Origin of the sequence: Corynebacterium sp. MSK012 (assembly GCF_030232435.1) — a bacterium.
Taxonomy (GTDB): Bacteria; Actinomycetota; Actinomycetes; order Mycobacteriales; family Mycobacteriaceae; genus Corynebacterium; species Corynebacterium jeikeium_D.
Genome location: NZ_JASPJU010000007.1, coordinates 119105 through 134021 on the forward strand (window position 1 = coordinate 119105; position 14917 = coordinate 134021).

General features: G+C 56.6%; 17 protein-coding genes. 13 read left to right on the top strand and 4 right to left on the bottom strand.

Features of this window, described 5'->3' with window-relative positions:
- The first annotated feature begins 53 nt into the window (after positions 1–53).
- The 5 genes from QP977_RS06180 to QP977_RS06200 all read left to right on the top strand — a co-directional run bounded on the left by QP977_RS06180 (position 54) and on the right by QP977_RS06200 (position 3807).
- Positions 54–1187, top strand: a complete 1134-nt coding sequence (locus tag QP977_RS06180) for a TerC family protein (RefSeq protein WP_016422604.1) — start codon at positions 54–56, stop codon at positions 1185–1187.
- Between the two features lie 31 nt (positions 1188–1218).
- Complete coding sequence (gene pgsA / locus QP977_RS06185) at positions 1219–1785, top strand: CDP-diacylglycerol--glycerol-3-phosphate 3-phosphatidyltransferase (protein ID WP_016422605.1); 567 nt, start codon at positions 1219–1221, stop codon at positions 1783–1785.
- A gap of 24 nt (positions 1786–1809) precedes the next feature.
- Positions 1810–2352: a CinA family protein gene (locus QP977_RS06190; protein WP_284847212.1), complete on the top strand. Its 543-nt coding sequence runs from the start codon at positions 1810–1812 to the stop codon at positions 2350–2352.
- A 51-nt stretch (positions 2353–2403) separates the two neighbouring features.
- The gene (locus QP977_RS06195) at positions 2404–2838 is read left to right on the top strand and encodes a helix-turn-helix domain-containing protein (protein ID WP_016422607.1); all 435 of its coding nucleotides are present in this window, start codon (positions 2404–2406) and stop codon (positions 2836–2838) included.
- A gap of 141 nt (positions 2839–2979) precedes the next feature.
- Positions 2980–3807: a PspA/IM30 family protein gene (locus QP977_RS06200; protein WP_005509356.1), complete on the top strand. Its 828-nt coding sequence runs from the start codon at positions 2980–2982 to the stop codon at positions 3805–3807.
- A 5-nt stretch (positions 3808–3812) separates the two neighbouring features.
- Here the strand turns inward: QP977_RS06200 and QP977_RS06205 are convergent, their stop codons facing one another.
- From QP977_RS06205 to QP977_RS06215, 3 genes are read right to left on the bottom strand one after another with little or no spacing between them, the layout of a single operon-like run.
- Positions 3813–4433 carry an energy-coupling factor transporter transmembrane component T family protein gene (locus QP977_RS06205; RefSeq protein WP_049170855.1) on the bottom strand — a complete coding sequence of 207 codons (621 nt, stop codon included), beginning with the start codon at positions 4431–4433 and terminating at the stop codon, positions 3813–3815.
- Positions 4430–5131, bottom strand: a complete 702-nt coding sequence (locus tag QP977_RS06210; protein ID WP_049170859.1) for an energy-coupling factor ABC transporter ATP-binding protein — start codon at positions 5129–5131, stop codon at positions 4430–4432. The genes QP977_RS06205 and QP977_RS06210 overlap by 4 nt, the downstream gene beginning before the upstream one ends.
- 34 nt (positions 5132–5165) lie before the next feature.
- Entirely contained in the window at positions 5166–5783 is a 618-nt protein-coding gene (locus tag QP977_RS06215; RefSeq protein ID WP_049170862.1) for a biotin transporter BioY, read from the bottom strand.
- 80 nt (positions 5784–5863) lie between these two features.
- Between QP977_RS06215 and QP977_RS06220 the strand changes: the two genes are divergently transcribed.
- The 5 genes from QP977_RS06220 (at position 5864) to QP977_RS06240 (ending at position 10565) form a co-directional block, all read left to right on the top strand.
- Complete coding sequence (locus tag QP977_RS06220) at positions 5864–6097, top strand: DUF3046 domain-containing protein (protein WP_005509697.1); 234 nt, start codon at positions 5864–5866, stop codon at positions 6095–6097.
- A 316-nt stretch (positions 6098–6413) separates the two neighbouring features.
- Positions 6414–7517, top strand: a complete 1104-nt coding sequence (gene recA / locus QP977_RS06225; protein ID WP_049170952.1) for a recombinase RecA — start codon at positions 6414–6416, stop codon at positions 7515–7517.
- A 43-nt stretch (positions 7518–7560) separates the two neighbouring features.
- Positions 7561–8169, top strand: a complete 609-nt coding sequence (locus QP977_RS06230; protein WP_049193012.1) for a regulatory protein RecX — start codon at positions 7561–7563, stop codon at positions 8167–8169.
- A 106-nt stretch (positions 8170–8275) separates the two neighbouring features.
- Positions 8276–9823, top strand: coding sequence for a tRNA (N6-isopentenyl adenosine(37)-C2)-methylthiotransferase MiaB (gene miaB / locus QP977_RS06235; protein WP_070652949.1), 1548 nt, complete (start codon positions 8276–8278; stop codon positions 9821–9823).
- The gene (locus tag QP977_RS06240) at positions 9816–10565 is read left to right on the top strand and encodes an Rv2732c family membrane protein (RefSeq protein WP_224433130.1); all 750 of its coding nucleotides are present in this window, start codon (positions 9816–9818) and stop codon (positions 10563–10565) included. The genes miaB and QP977_RS06240 overlap by 8 nt, the downstream gene beginning before the upstream one ends.
- A gap of 164 nt (positions 10566–10729) precedes the next feature.
- On the opposite strand, the gene QP977_RS06245 is transcribed toward QP977_RS06240, so the two are convergent.
- Positions 10730–12094, bottom strand: coding sequence for a DUF349 domain-containing protein (locus QP977_RS06245; RefSeq protein ID WP_016422615.1), 1365 nt, complete (start codon positions 12092–12094; stop codon positions 10730–10732).
- Positions 12095–12255: 161 nt separating this feature from the next.
- Here QP977_RS06245 and QP977_RS06250 point away from each other — a divergent pair, with 161 nt between their 5' ends.
- From QP977_RS06250 to dapF, 3 genes are read left to right on the top strand one after another with little or no spacing between them, the layout of a single operon-like run.
- The gene (locus tag QP977_RS06250) at positions 12256–12960 is read left to right on the top strand and encodes a class III extradiol ring-cleavage dioxygenase family protein (RefSeq protein WP_070652950.1); all 705 of its coding nucleotides are present in this window, start codon (positions 12256–12258) and stop codon (positions 12958–12960) included.
- A 43-nt stretch (positions 12961–13003) separates the two neighbouring features.
- Positions 13004–13930 (top strand): tRNA (adenosine(37)-N6)-dimethylallyltransferase MiaA, encoded by a 927-nt coding sequence (miaA, locus tag QP977_RS06255; RefSeq protein WP_370550937.1) that lies wholly within the window; start codon positions 13004–13006, stop codon positions 13928–13930.
- A 31-nt stretch (positions 13931–13961) separates the two neighbouring features.
- Positions 13962–14885 (top strand): diaminopimelate epimerase, encoded by a 924-nt coding sequence (gene dapF / locus QP977_RS06260; protein ID WP_016422618.1) that lies wholly within the window; start codon positions 13962–13964, stop codon positions 14883–14885.
- The last annotated feature ends 32 nt before the right edge of the window (positions 14886–14917 follow it).

Below are 14917 nucleotides of genomic sequence, written 5' to 3' on the forward strand. Positions count from 1 at the left end.
AAGCAGGAGAGACCTCCGGTTCATGTTCGCACGACCGGAGGTCTTTTTTTAATATGCATGTCCCCGCATTGGTATGGATTATCACCATTGTGGTCGTCATGGGTTTTATCGCCTTTGACTTCTATGCACACGTTCGCACGCCGCATAACCCAACTATGAAGGAAGCCGGCATCTGGACCGCTTTCTACGTAGTCTTGGCATTAATTTTCGGCGGAATGGTGTGGTTGTTATGGGATCACCACCGAGGCATTGAGTTTCTATCGGGCTATATCACCGAAAAGGCGCTCAGCGTAGACAATCTATTTGTCTTTGCACTCATCATCGGCGCATTCAAGATTCCGCGCCAGTACCAACAAAAGGTTTTGCTGTTCGGTATTGCGATGGCGCTGGTATTCAGAGGCCTGTTCATTTGGGCTGGTGCGGCAGTTATTGCCAAGTGGTCTGACGTTTTCTACCTGTTTGCAATCTTCCTGATTTACACGGCTATCAAGACGGTGTACGACGAAGCCGTCGATAAGCCGGAACCCGATCCGTCGGATATGAAGCTGATTCAATGGCTGCGTCGAATCGTCCCAATTTCGGACCATTACAACAAGGACAAGCTGACCGTTAAGGAAAACGGCAAGCGTTACTTGACTCCACTTGCCATCGCGCTGGTGTCCATCGGTTTTATCGATGTGATGTTTGCGTTTGACTCTATCCCGGCTATCTACGGCCTGACGGATGAGGCATATATCGTCTTTACTGCAAATGCCCTTGCTCTCATGGGGTTGCGACAGATGTACTTCCTGCTCGACGGTCTGCTGGATCGCTTGGTGTACCTGGCTTATGGCCTGGGTGTCATCCTGGCCTTTATTGGTGTGAAGTTGCTGTTGCACGCACTGCATGAAAACAACCTGCCGTTTATCAACAGCGGTGAGAACGTGTCGGTGCCTGAAGTATCGACCTGGGCGTCGCTGGCGGTCATCGTCATCGTTCTGGTGGTGACTGTCCTGGCATCGTGGCTCAAGAGCAAGCGTGATGAAAACATGGGTGCGATTGCCCTTCCGCGTGTTCACCACGATGATGATGGAAGCCGCGATGGCCTCGGCTCTCACGCCTCCTCTACTTCTGTCAGTGAGGGGTCAACGTCGGCCGGAAGCGAAACTAACGGTTCACACACCGGTAAGAACGAGCCTGGGCGTTAATCGAACACGATTGTGAGATAAGGTAACAACTGTGACTGCTCCAAGTGCTGATACAAGCCGTGTTTCCAACTGGAACTTGCCCAATTTCCTGACCGTGCTTCGCATCCTCGGAGTACCGGTGTTCCTGTGGGTACTTCTTCAGGAGGGCGGCGAAGCCACCAATTGGCGCTGGTGGTCGTTTGTCGTATTCGCGCTTCTGATGGCGACTGACAAGTTGGACGGGCACCTCGCACGTAGCCGTAACCTCATTACCGACTTTGGCAAGATTGCCGATCCGATTGCCGATAAGGCTCTAATGCTGGCTGCGCTGATTGGTATGAACATCATCGACATTCTGCCGTGGTGGGTGACTGTCATCATCGTGATTCGCGAAGGTGGCATCACCATCTGGCGTATGTTCGCCCTGCGTCAGGGGCGTGTTGTTCCGGCTTCTCGGGGCGGCAAGATAAAGACGGTCCTGCAGTCTGTAGCAGTGGGGCTCTTCCTGATGCCAGTGGACTGGTTGTTCTGGCCGTCCTGGATTGTGATGGTTGCCGCCATTGTCGTCACCGTCGGTACTGGTATCCAGTACATTGTGGATGCGCGAAAGGTCTCGTAGAGAAATTAAGTGGAGGGTAAAGCTGTGAACACAGTCGAACGCCTCGCCCAGAGCGACGAAAACGCTGACGGTGTCGATGGCGTTTCGCTTCAACTCGTCCAAACGCTTACGGCTCGTGGCGAGACTTTTGCAGCCGCAGAATCACTTACCGCAGGTCTTCTCTGCGCTACAGTTGCCTCCGTACCGGGAGCCTCCGCCGTTCTCCGCGGTGGCGTGGTCACTTACGCCACTGACACGAAGGCGTTGCTTGCCGACGTGCCAAAGGATGTTTTGGCCGCATATGGCCCCGTGTCCGAGTTGACGGCCCGGTATATGGCACTTGGAGTGGCGAATAAGACAGTGGCGGGCTGGGGGATTTCGCTAACTGGCGTTGCTGGTCCAGCGATGCAGGATGGGCACCCAGTAGGTGAAGTCTGGTGTGGTCTGAAACCGCCGGGGGTTTCAGACCTTGATGGGGTAACCGCTGTTAGGTTGCCGGTGAATAAAGAGGGTTCGCGCGCGGAGATTCGTCGTCAAGCAGTGGTATTGGCGTTAGAACTGTTGTTGCAGAATCTCGACGGTGAGTAGAATTTTTGAAAATTGGGAACAGGTCGGCCTTCTAAAGCGTTAGAGAAAGTGATGACCAACAATACTGCACTTATGACCATTCGCTACCCAGAGGTAGATAGCGCTGCCGCTTTCGAAGCTTCCATGGATGCCACAGCACCGTCGGCGCGGGTGGCTGTAGGGGAGCAGCCTGGATCGGTTGCAAAGTTAACGGCACAGGATTTGGCGGAACGGGGAGAATCCCGTGAGCCACTCCTGCGAGAGGCACTGGGGGAGACGCTGCGTGATATCCGTTCGCGCAGTGGACAGACGCTGCGTGAGCTTTCTGAAAATGCGGCTATTAGCCCTGGTTATTTGTCTGAGCTTGAGCGTGGACGGAAAGAAGTCTCATCTGAGCTGCTGGCGTCGGTATGCGCGGCGCTTGGTGTGACGGTGTCGGATTTGATGATGGAAGCAGCCACAGCGATGGCCCTGCATTCGGCGAGCCCAGAATTGGCAGCGATGTAGAAATTGGTTGCGGCGGTGGAATTTCATTCCATTGCTCCGGTACTTAGCACCCGAAGACGCTCGGCTTTAGTTAAGATTGGGTGCGCGATAAGCACAGACCTGCTTTGAGGTAGTTGCAATAAGAAAGGTGTATGGGACGCTATGGCTAATCCATTTGTAAAGCTGTGGAATTACTTGATGGCCGCTTTTGATTCCAAGATTGAGGAAAACGCTGATCCGAAGGTGCAGATTCAGCAGGCTATCGAGGATGCCCAGCGGCAGCACCAGGAACTATCGCAGCAGGCAGCGGCGGTGATTGGTAATCAGCGCCAGCTGGAAATGCGCCTTAACCGTCAGCTCGCTGAGATTGAGAAGCTGCAGGGGAACACTCGTCAGGCATTGCAGCTCGCTGACAAGGCTCGTGCTGAGGGGGATACTGCCAAGGCTACGGAGTATGAGAACGCAGCTGAGGCTTTCGCAGCTCAGTTGGTTACTGCTGAGCAGTCGGTAGAAGATTTGAAGGCTCTGCACGATCAGTCGCTGCAGCAGGCGGCTCAGGCTAAGAAGGCCGTCGAGCGTAATTCCATGCAGCTGCAGCAGAAGGTCGCGGAGCGCGCAAAGCTCCTCAGCCAGCTGGAGCAAGCAAAGATGCAGGAGAAAGTCTCTGAGTCCCTGCAGTCGATGAATCAGATTTCTTCGGGGGCTACACCTAATCTGGATCAGGTTCGTGACAAGATTGAGCGTCGTTACGCTAACGCTCTTGGTCAGGCCGAGCTAGCTCAGAACTCGGTTCAGGGGCGTATGGCTGAGGTAGAGGCCGCAGGCGTTCAGCTTGCTGGGCACTCTCGCCTGGAGCAAATCCGCGCAGAAATGAACGGTGGCAACGAGCTCTCTGGTGGCGAGGCTCAGAAGTCCATCGAGGGAAGCGCTGCCTCCAACGTTGACCCTGCTGTTGCTGAGCGCATGCGCCAGCTGCGTGAGGGCAATTAATTCTCCTACTCACCTTCACCACGTGCGATTAGCGAATCACCCATTGCCTTCGAGCGATTAATGGTTCGGATGACCACAGGTACGCCGAAGGCAATGATTGAGCCGGCAGCCCCTCGTGCTTTTCGAGCCTCCAGTACCTCGGCAGCGGCCATAACCTGAAGCGGAATCATACGCAGCGTCAGCGATAGTGCGAGCGCGATGGTGTCGACTGGTAGGCCGAAACGGGCGAACGGCTGCATCGCAGTGGTCAAAGTATCCATGATGTCGCTGACGCGGGTCGTCAGCGTTAGCAATATTGCCGCTGCGATTGCGGCGAGAAGCGCGAGGAAGGTCGTCAGCGCTTGCTCACCCCCGGCGCGCCACCACAGGAGAAGCGAAAGCAGCGCCAAAATGACTACGGCTCCACGGAGCTGTCGGAAAGCAACCATTGGTGGCACCTTGGCCACCGCATAAGCGAGGGTGACAATTGCCAGGGCAATCGCCCCGCCTAGCCAGGTATCCACGAGAATCCCGGTGAGCAATAAAAATGCGATGACAATGATGAGTTTGGGGGCCGTCGGGAGCCTGTGCACAGGCGACTTATGGTTTAGGTAAAGCCCTAACGGGACATCGGCTGGATGAATCATGAGCGGCCTTCTTCCGCACGAGTCATATCGCTGACGTATCGGTCAATAACTTCCTTCGGCGCACCGTCGTCGACGATTTCTCCTGCGCTTACACGGATAACTCGGTCGAAGTCCATAAGAAAATCCAGATCATGAGTGACCACGATAATTTGCTGCTCAAGCTGGGCGAAAATACTCCGAATGTGGAGACGATTGCGCAAGTCGAGGAGCGTAGTGGGCTCATCGGCAATAATGGTCGTGGGATTAAGAATTAACACTGCCGCCAGCGCCAGTAGCTGTTTTTGTCCACCCGAGAGCAAGTGTGGCGAGGCGTCAGCATGATCGGCAAGCCCAAACCGCTCGAGGGCTTCCTGCACCAGCTGGTTGCGCTCATCCTTTGGTAGTTTTCGCTTGCGTAGTGAAAAGGCAATGTCCTCTGCGACTGTAGGCATCACAATTTGATTATCCGCATCAGAAAAGATGAAGCCGACATTCTTGCGAATTGCCTTTGCCTGCTTTGCGACATTCATGCCCTCATACGTGACCGTGCCACCAGTGACCGGGCCCAGGCCGTTAATGAGTCGCACCAGCGTGGACTTACCGCCACCGTTTTCGCCGATAATGCCAATGCGCTTCTCTGTGAGAGTTAGCGTGGTCGGCTTCAGTATCTGGCGTCCCGAATAGGTTGCGGAAGCGCGGTCAAAAGCGATGGTGGGCATAGTGCGACTCGAGACCCTTTCTAATTCTGTGGGGTTAATTGCCCGAGGTGGCTGCTTCCTTAACCAAACGACTTTGCTTACGGTTGGCAGCGTCGGGAAGCAAATCAGGGAAAGCCTGCAGTACTGCAGTAGCAATAAGCGCGGCTACGACAACCTTTGCCACGTCGCCTGGGATAAACGGGACGTTGGTAATCAGTGCGTCGGTGAAGCTAAGTCCCATACGCCAAGCCAATCCGACAGATCCGAAGAAGTACTGTAGTAGAACTCCAACGAGGCCCGCGCCGATGAAGACGCTGATTCGTGAAACTTTCGCCCGTGGTGCTTGCTGGGCAATCGCGCCGATTGCGAAACCTGCAATTAAGTAGCCGACAATGTAGCCCACGGTAGGGCCGGGAAGTGCGGCGAGAAGTGGTTTCCAGCCCGCCATGTTTGGGACGCCCACGAGACCAACAGCCAGGAACAGGGTAGTGGCGAGGCCACCGCGTTTGAATCCGAGAATCATCCCGGCCAGTGCGATGCCCATGTTCTGTAGCACGATTGGCACGCCGAGGCCGCCAACGGGAATGGCAATGCCGCCGAGCACGATGATCAGTGCTGCGAAAGCAGCGATAAGAGTGAGGTCATACACCTTGGAATTATTCACAGCTCTCATCTTAAACCCATGGGTTGAGCACTGTTCAGGCAGGGGAGCGGGGATTAGGTTATGAAAAGAGGGTGGCCAGGTAGGTATCAGTGACAGGTATCTTGTACGTTGGTCTCATGCGATTGGCCGATTTTCACAACTTCGTCAACCACGAATTTGGGCCTCAGCACGGCCCGTGGCTGTTGCATTCCCACGTACTGATGGAATATGGAAAAACTCCCGCGGAATTGCTCGAGGACGGGGTCGAACCTCGGGATATCTGGTGGGCGCTGTGTAGGGAACACGATATTCCCGAAGACCGCTGGTACGGTCCTGACGAATAGGTTCCGGCGTAGACGACGGTGAATGCTTGCCGACGGCTCTTGCGTGTCGTTGCCATTCGAACAGGGTTTCGCATATTATCGAAAGTGCTGATGAAGTCAATCCGTCTGATTCGGTATAACTTCCGGGTGTAACCGGCAGTAGAGGTGTCGCGGACCAATTTGGAACCGGAACGGCTAGTTTCGCGCCTAATTAAGTGTGAGCGAAGTTTCTGTTTTGGATGAAAATCGGGAGACACATTCTCTGAGTACGGCTCCAGAACCCGATACCGTACGCGACAATGACCGCGACAATGACAATGAGGAAGAACAACGAACTATGGCTCGTAAGAAGGCTACGGCTTCGAACCAGGGCAATGATCGCCTGAAGGCGCTCGATGTAGCTCTGGCGAATATTGAGAAGGACTTTGGTAAGGGTGCAGTTATGCGCCTGGGGGACGACAATCGTCCTCCAATTCAGGTTATTCCCTCCGGCAATATCGCTATCGACGTGGCCTTGGGCCTGGGCGGGTTCCCGCGTGGTCGTATCGTAGAAATCTATGGTCCAGAATCCTCGGGTAAGACCACAGTCGCACTGCATGCTATTGCAGAGGCGCAGCGGCAGGGCGGTATTGCCGCATTTATTGATGCGGAGCATGCGCTGGATCCGGTTTATGCGCGCAAGCTTGGAGTAGATACGGACAACCTTCTGGTATCCCAACCAGATACCGGTGAGCAGGCACTTGAGATCACAGATATGTTGGTGCGTTCCGGTGCTATTGACATCATTGTGGTTGACTCGGTGGCCGCGTTGACTCCGAAGGCTGAAATCGACGGTGAAATGGGCGATTCCCACGTTGGTCTGCAGGCGCGGTTGATGAGTCAGGCGCTGCGCAAGATGACGGGTGCGCTGTCCCACACCGGTACCACTGCCATCTTCATTAACCAGCTGCGTGAAAAGATTGGCGTCATGTTCGGCTCTCCTGAGACCACCACGGGTGGTAAAGCACTGAAGTTCTACGCTTCCGTTCGCTGTGACGTACGCCGAATTCAGACGTTGAAGGATGGCCAGGATGCGGTGGGTAACCGCACGCGCTTGAAGGTAGTCAAGAACAAGGTGTCGCCGCCGTTCAAGCAGGCAGAGTTTGACATCATCTACGGCGAGGGCATTTCGCGTGAGGGCTCGTTGATTGACATGGGCGTTGATAACGGCATTGTCAAGAAGTCCGGTTCGTGGTTTACCTACGAGGGCGATCAGTTGGGGCAGGGCAAGGAAAAGGCTCGTATGCACCTGCGCGAGAATCCAGAAATTGCCCAGGAAATCGAAGTCAAGATCAAGAAGAAGCTCGGCGTCGGGGAATTCGCGGAGGTCGAGGACGAGACCGATATCGATGCCCCTGTCGATGTCGTGCCGGACATCGACTTCGATGATTTGGAAGACTAGCTAGCTCGAGGCGTAGTGCCGCGACACACGAAAAGTGAGGACCGTGGAGGATCGTAACGGCCGCGATGTGCGGGAGACTATCGAAAAGCTTGCTCAGCAAATTGCGGAAGCTGACGGTAGTTCGCTCTACGATGCGGGTCGTGAGGAATCCAAGGCCCCGATTCGTGCTAAGGCACTGCGCTTGCTCGATCAGCGAATGCGTTCCCGCAAGGAACTCGTAGAAAGGCTCGAGGCAGTCGAGGAGTTTCCAACCTCGATGATTGAAGAAGTCGTTGATGACCTGACCCGAAGTGGATTGGTCAACGACGAGCTTTTCGCATCCGAATGGGTGCGGCAGCGCTTTGCCAGTCGCGGCAAGTCGAAGATGGTTTTGAACCGGGAGCTGCAGGAAAAGGGCATTGATGTTTCACTTCGTGCAGATGCGTTGGAGCAGATTACGCACAACGCGGAAGAAGAAGTCGCCCGGAAGCTAGCGGCGAAGAAAGCGGCCACTATTAAAACAGTGGCACCTGACTTCAACTCCAAGCAAAAGGATTTACGCAAAGTCGTCGGTGTGCTGGCGCGGCGTGGTTTCCCCTCTGAATTGTCCATGAGCATTGCTCGGGATCAGTTAGAAGAGCGATACCGGGAACTCGAAGAGGACACAGATTAGCGCCGGTGCCACCGCACGCCGGATTAGCACGCCGGCTGCGGACCCGTCAGGTTTAAAGGGGTCGCTGATTGGGGAAATGGGCCATAAACAGCTAACCTAAACTGCCGTGACTACCCCTTCTTTGAACTCTCAGCAGCAGTCTTCGCCTCGCACATATGAGGTACGTACGTTCGGTTGTCAGATGAACGTCCATGACTCGGAACGACTGTCTGGCTTGCTGGAAGAAAACGGTTATGTAGCGGCTGCAGAAGGCGATAATCCTGATCTGGTCGTTTTCAACACCTGTGCCGTTCGAGAGAATGCGGACAATCGCCTTTATGGCACGTTGGGACAGCTCAAACCAGTCAAGGATGCTCACCCAGGCATGCAGATTGCCGTCGGTGGCTGCTTGGCCCAGAAGGATAAGGACGTCGTCGTAAAGAAGGCCCCATGGGTGGACGTTGTCTTCGGTACGCATAACTTGGGTTCGTTGCCAGCACTGTTGGAACGCGCCGCTCATAATGACCGGGCTGAAGTCGAGATTAAGGACGCACTGGAAGAATTTCCCTCGGTGCTGCCGGCCAAGCGTGAATCCACTTACGCAGGTTGGGTGAGTATTTCCGTAGGCTGCAATAACACGTGCACCTTCTGCATCGTCCCCAGTTTGCGTGGTAAGGAACGCGATCGTCGTCCGGGCGAGATTCTCGCTGAGGTACAGGCACTCGTGGAGCAGGGCGTTACTGACGTCACCCTCCTCGGACAGAATGTCAACGCCTATGGTGTTAACTTCGCCGACCCTGACATGGAACGCGACCGCTCGGCTTTTTCCAAGTTGTTGCGCGCCTGCGGCCAGATTGAGGGGTTGGAGCGCGTGCGCTTTACGTCTCCGCACCCAGCTGAGTTCACCGATGATGTCATCGACGCTATGGCGGAGACACCGAATGTGGTTCATCAGCTACACATGCCACTACAGTCCGGTTCCGACCGAGTGCTGAAAGACATGCGCCGTTCCTACCGCACCAAGAAATTCCTGGGAATTCTGGAGAAGGTTAGGGAAAAAATGCCGGACGCGGCCATTACCACTGACATCATTGTCGGTTTCCCAGGCGAGACCGAAGAGGACTTCCAGCAAACTCTCGACGTGGTGGAAAAGGCTCGTTTTAGCTCGGCGTTCACCTTCCAATACTCGCCTCGCCCGGGAACTCCGGCGGCGACCATGACTGATCAGGTTCCACCAGAGGTTGTGAAAGAACGCTATGGTCGTCTGTTAGCGCTTCAAGAGCGTATTTCCGAGGAAGAAAACGCCAAGCTCGTCGGTCGGGAAGTTGAGCTGCTGGTCAGCCAGTCCGATGGGCGTAAAAATGCGGAGACTCATCGCATGTCAGGTCGGAGTCGGGATGGCCGCCTGGTGCACTTCAGCCCGTCGGAAAGCGAACCAGGCGTCGTCGACCGCAAGATTCGCCCAGGTGATTACGTGACAGTGCGTGTGACCGACTCCGCACCGCACTTCCTCATTGCTGACTCCGGTGTGCTCACACACCGCCGCACTAAGGCGGGGGATAATATAGAGGTCGGTCAGACTCCGACGACCGCTCCGATTGGAGTTGGTCTGGGCTTGCCAAAGATTGGACGCCCGGAGAAAACGAGTGTAAGTGAGGGATGCGGCTGTGAGTAGTGACAAGGCTTCGCCGGAAAGTGATATGGAATCCACTAGCGAGCAGTCGGTGGAATCCGCGCAGGCGTTGCGGGTTCAGGAGCGCAAGGCCGCTGGCGAGCTGGACCTCGGCCGTGCGGTGATTCCGATGATGGTTGCCGTCATCGGCCTCATTACGAGTTTCTTCCTTCCGCACTCGGGCGTTGTTTTGGGCTTTGATGTGTTGCTGGATACGGATGTTGCGCATCAGTACTTCACGACTCGACCGGAGCGAATTTACTCCATTCTCGTGGTGGTAGGTGTCTTGCTAGCTATTGCCACGCTGATTACGCGGACGACGATTCTCGCATTCGTCACCTGGTTTTTTGCCTGTATTCAGATGGTCTACTCAGTCTTCGCTGGTTGGATGCGTCAGTCTCGTCCACAGGAACTGGCCGGCGAGGGTATTTCCTTCGGCCTGATGCTCGGTATTTTCTGCAGTTTTCTACTGGCCATCTCCGTGACTTTCATCGCTTTCCGACGTAGTAAGGAGCAGCTCGCAATCGCGACGAAACGTCGCAAGCACGCTGACACCGATCCGGTACTGCGCGCGCAGCAGGTTTACCTGCGGGCGGGCCTGACACCGAATACGACAACGGATGTTGAGGTCGTCGACGACCGCCGTGAACGTGCTCGCCGACGCAATCGCGGCCAGCAGGGCAGTAGTGCGGACAATGTCTCTCAGCAGACCGGCGAACAGGACGAACAGGTCAGCGACGAGTAGTGAGGCTTTTTAACTAGCGCAGTAAGTAAGGGGCTCTCTTCCACTCCGGAAGAGAGCCCCTTACTTTTAACCATCGACGCGTTGCCAGCGCGTAGCTGAGCCAGGATTCTGTTGCGGACGCCGGAGAGCGAGAACATGCTTCCCCGACACACAACTAGCTTCTGTTAGAGCTCCTTGAGAGTCTCCGCGGCCTGCTCTGCCCACTGTCGCCACTGTTCGGCCTGCTCCCGAGCCTTGGCTGCCTGAGAAGCCTTGCCCTTCGCCTCAAGTTCGGCGGCCTTCTGCTCAAACTCCGCTGCGCGGTCGGCGAACTGCTGGACGCGAGCCTGTGCTTCGGGGTCGGTACGGCGCCACTGCGAGTCGGCAGCATCGGAGACGCGCTTTTCCAGTGCGCCAATGCGGTTTTCATACTCACGCACACGACCACGCGGCACAAAGCCGATGGCCTCCCATTTCTCCTGCAACTGACGCAGTTCGTTGCGAGCGTGATCGAGGCCCTTGGACGGATCAATGCGGTCTTCGTATTCAGCCAGCAGTGCGTCCTTGGCCGCAGCGTTTTCCTCGAACTCCCTGTCTCGAGCTTCATTGACCGCGTTGCGAGCACCAAAGAACTCATCCTGGGCGGCCTTGAACTGCGCCCACAGCTTGTCATCGACCTCGCGCGGGGCTCGACCAGCGGCCTTCCACTCAGCCATCAGGTCACGGAAGGCAGCAGCGGTGCCACCCCAATCAGTGGAGGTCTTCAGGGCCTCAGCTCGCTCAATGATGTCCTCCTTAACGCGGCGAGCAGCCGCACGGTTGCGGTCCAGTTCCGCAAAATGGGCACCGCGGCGGCGGTTGAAAGAATCACGCGCGCGAGAGTAACGGCGCCAGAGTTGATCATCAGTTTTGCGGTCGATGCCGCGAATCTGCTTCCACTCCGTGAGAATCTCGCGGATACGGTCGCCGGCGACCTTCCACTCGGTGGAGTTCTCTGCGAGCTCCTCGGCCTCTGCGGCGAGCTCTTCCTTACGTGCGATGGCGTTCTTACGGCGCTCTGCCTTGTCGTGAGCGACTTTCTCCTCTGCGACGTGGGAGGTGGCAATGACCTCTGCAAGGCGCTTATCCAGCGCATCGATATCGCCGAGAACCGTGGCGGTGGCAAGGCTCTCACGCAGTTCAACTGCGTTGTGAGAAATGGTCTTTGCCTCCTGCGGGTGGGAGACTACACGAGATTCCAGTAGCTCGACCTCGGTGGCCAGATCCTCGTAGCGCTTGCCGTAGTGGGCATAACCCTCTTCTACGGTGCCAGCCTGCCAGGAGCCAATATTGCGTTCGCCGGCGCTGGTGACCAGCCAAACAGTGCCGTCTTCGTCGATGCGGCCAAACTTCTTTGGATCATTGTGGACGGCATGTGCCACAGCGGCCGACCCCGCAGGCGCTGGAGTAGCTCCAGGGGCCTTACGATGAGCCGGCATTGAGCCTGGTCGAGGTCCCGGGCGTGGACCCGGGCGTGGACCTGGCTTAGGGGAATTGCTGGTACCGGTCATAGTGGGTAAACCTCTTCCAATCTTCATGCAGAACTGCCGCGCGACACGGCTGCCATCAAACACTTACGGTATGTGCTCGAGTATCCCAAAAATTTTGGCACAGCGCGCGTAACACCGCCGGATTAAGGCATCGACTAGCCCCTCACGGTAGCGTTGAGGACGTGAATTCGCGTTTGCCTCGGCTTGTTATCGTTCCGCGTGCGCTCCTCATCGTCGAGGAGCTAGGTGGTTTTGCGCCCACCGCCACGGAATTGCGCCGTCATGCCCGTGAAACCGTCGCGACGCTGTGGACAGATGACGAACCCGGGGAGCCCGGCGCGGTCGCTATTATCACTGGCAGGATGCAGGCGAAGTCCCCGCACCAGACCAGCGCACCCGGCAGTTTTTCTCCGTATGGGGTTGATGTCACGGTGTCAGGCGGAACCGAATTACCTGAGCTGCTGGGACGCTGGCTTATCGAAGACTACGCGCGACGGAATTCTGAAGGACCCACTGGCCGCGTCATTCAGGCAACGTGCTTCGACTCTATCGCTGAGGCACTCGCTGCCGGTCACACGCGTCTGCTTGTGCTTGTCGACGGCGCATTCGGCCTTGCGGACGATTCCCCGGTCGGCGTAATTGAAGGTGCAGCGGAGGTTGATGCGCTGTGCAGTCTGATTGCTGGTCAGGACTGCTCAAGCATTAACGTGGAAAATATTGTGTTTCCAGCTCCCGGCGCGTACGCGGCCGAGTTATGGCAGCAGCTGAGTAAAGCTGCTGAAAGCTGGACGGGGTCTGGAATGACCGTCGTAAAGCGTTCTTACTATGACGGGGCGCCTTATGGAATCGGCTACCACGTGGCCAGCTGGCGGTGTGTTGCGAAGTAAGAGCGCGCGTTTTTAGTTTTTGTGCAGGAGTGTGAACTGGGTAGTGACGGCTTTCGAGAGTGAGAGCTTGCCGGTGCCGATTGCGGTGGTAGGGCCGACGGCGTCGGGAAAGTCGGATTTGGGGCTGGTACTTGCGGAGCAGCTTGGCGGTGAGGTCGTCAATGTTGATTCGATGCAGCTCTATCAAGGAATGGATATCGGAACAGCGAAGCTGTCGGTGGACCAGCGGCGGGGGATTCCGCACCACCAACTCGATGTGCTGAACGTGACGCAGCCGGCGAGTGTGGCGACGTATCAGCGTGAGGCGGTCGCGGATGTTGAGGCCATTCGCGCGCGGGGGAAAGTCCCCATCCTTGTCGGCGGGTCGATGATGTATGTGCAGGCGTTGGTGGACGACTGGCAGTTCCCACCTACGGACCCTGAAGTACGTGCGAAGTGGGAGACAGTGCAGGACGAGATCGGTCCGGCGGCGTTGCATGATCGGCTGGCAGAGATTGATCCGGATGCGGCGGCAATTATTGAGACCAATGACCCGCGGCGCACCGTCCGCGCCCTGGAGGTCATCGAGCTCACGGGCAAACCTTTTGCAGCGTCGAAGCCGTCGATTGATAAGCCACCGCGGTGGAACACTCGCATATTGGGGTTGCGCACGCAGGCGGAATGGCTAAATCCGCGGATTGAACAGCGTACGCGGGGCATGTTTGCCGCTGGCCTGGTGGAAGAAACTGAGAGTCTGATTGCGCAAGGGTTGCGCGAAGGTGTGACCGCTAGTCGCGCGATTGGCTATGCGCAGGTGCTGGACTACTTCGATGGGGTTTACGACCTGGATACGGCTTGTGAACGCACGATTACTGGTACGCGCAGGTATGTGCGACGTCAGCGCTCCTGGTTCAACCGTGATCATCGGATCATGTGGCTAGACGCTGCCGGTGACGTGCCGGGACAGGCGTTTTCCGCACTTGGTCTGTAAGAGATTCGGACCTCCCGCTAGCATCAAGGGCATGGTTTCATTTGCCAAAGGCCACGGTACGCAAAACGATTTCTTGATTTTTCCAGATGATTTGGTGTCGATTGATTTGACCGAATCACTGGTCGCAGCAGTGTGCGATCGACAGCGAGGTCTTGGCGCTGACGGCGTCCTGCGGGTTGCCCGTGCGGGGAAACTCGTCGATGCCGGTGTTTTGGCGGCATTGCCGGAGGGCGTTAAAGCCGACGATTGGTTTATGGACTACCGCAATAGTGACGGTTCTATTGCCGAGATGTGCGGGAATGGTGTCCGCGTCTTTGCACACTATATTGCCGCGATTCACAGCCCGGACAGTGTCGTCGACGGAACCTTGCGGGTGGGCACTCGAGCAGGGCTGCGCGCTGTTTCGATTGATGAGCTCAGCCGCAGGCACGCGGTCGTTGGGGTGGATATGGGCCAGCCAGAAGTCCTCGGCCTCGCTACTGCGTTCATCGGTTCGGGCAACAATGCCCAGAAATTCGCCGGGATTGGTGTCGACGTGGGAAATCCGCATTTGGCCTGCGTCATGCCTGGCCTAAATGCCGCCGCTCTGGCGGAGCTGGAATTGGAAGCGGCGGGTAGTGTCGCGAAGCCAGTGCGTGCCGACGAAGCCATGTTCCCGAACGGCCTCAATGTGGAAATTGTCACCCCGCTGGATGCCTCTGATTCGGTGTCCATGCGAGTAATTGAACGTGGAGTTGGTGAGACCCGCTCGTGTGGCACCGGTACGGTTGCGGCAGCTATTGCCGCGCTGGCCGATGCCGGCCGGACTGAGGGGGTTGTGACAGTCAAGGTGCCTGGCGGTGTGGTGACTGTGGATGTCCACAAGGCCAGCAATGCGGATGGGGACTTCTCGGCGACCTTGACCGGGCCGAGCGTGATTCACACGCTCGGCGATATTGAGCTGGAAGCCCTGTGACTGGTAGCTAGTGCAGCAGGAGCCCTAGCAGG

Excerpts from the sequence above, each read along its gene's own strand:
- recA (WP_049170952.1), top strand. The coding sequence starts at position 6,414 with ATGGCTCGTAAGAAGGCTACGGCTTCGAACCAGGGCAATGATCGCCTG.
- QP977_RS06180 (WP_016422604.1), top strand. The coding sequence starts at position 54 with ATGCATGTCCCCGCATTGGTATGGATTATCACCATTGTGGTCGTCATG.
- QP977_RS06200 (WP_005509356.1), top strand. The coding sequence starts at position 2,980 with ATGGCTAATCCATTTGTAAAGCTGTGGAATTACTTGATGGCCGCTTTT.
- QP977_RS06245 (WP_016422615.1), bottom strand. The coding sequence starts at position 12,094 with ATGACCGGTACCAGCAATTCCCCTAAGCCAGGTCCACGCCCGGGTCCA.
- QP977_RS06210 (WP_049170859.1), bottom strand. The coding sequence starts at position 5,131 with ATGCCCACCATCGCTTTTGACCGCGCTTCCGCAACCTATTCGGGACGC.
- dapF (WP_016422618.1), top strand. The coding sequence starts at position 13,962 with ATGGTTTCATTTGCCAAAGGCCACGGTACGCAAAACGATTTCTTGATT.
- QP977_RS06205 (WP_049170855.1), bottom strand. The coding sequence starts at position 4,433 with ATGATTCATCCAGCCGATGTCCCGTTAGGGCTTTACCTAAACCATAAG.
- QP977_RS06195 (WP_016422607.1), top strand. The coding sequence starts at position 2,404 with ATGACCAACAATACTGCACTTATGACCATTCGCTACCCAGAGGTAGAT.
- QP977_RS06215 (WP_049170862.1), bottom strand. The coding sequence starts at position 5,783 with ATGAGAGCTGTGAATAATTCCAAGGTGTATGACCTCACTCTTATCGCT.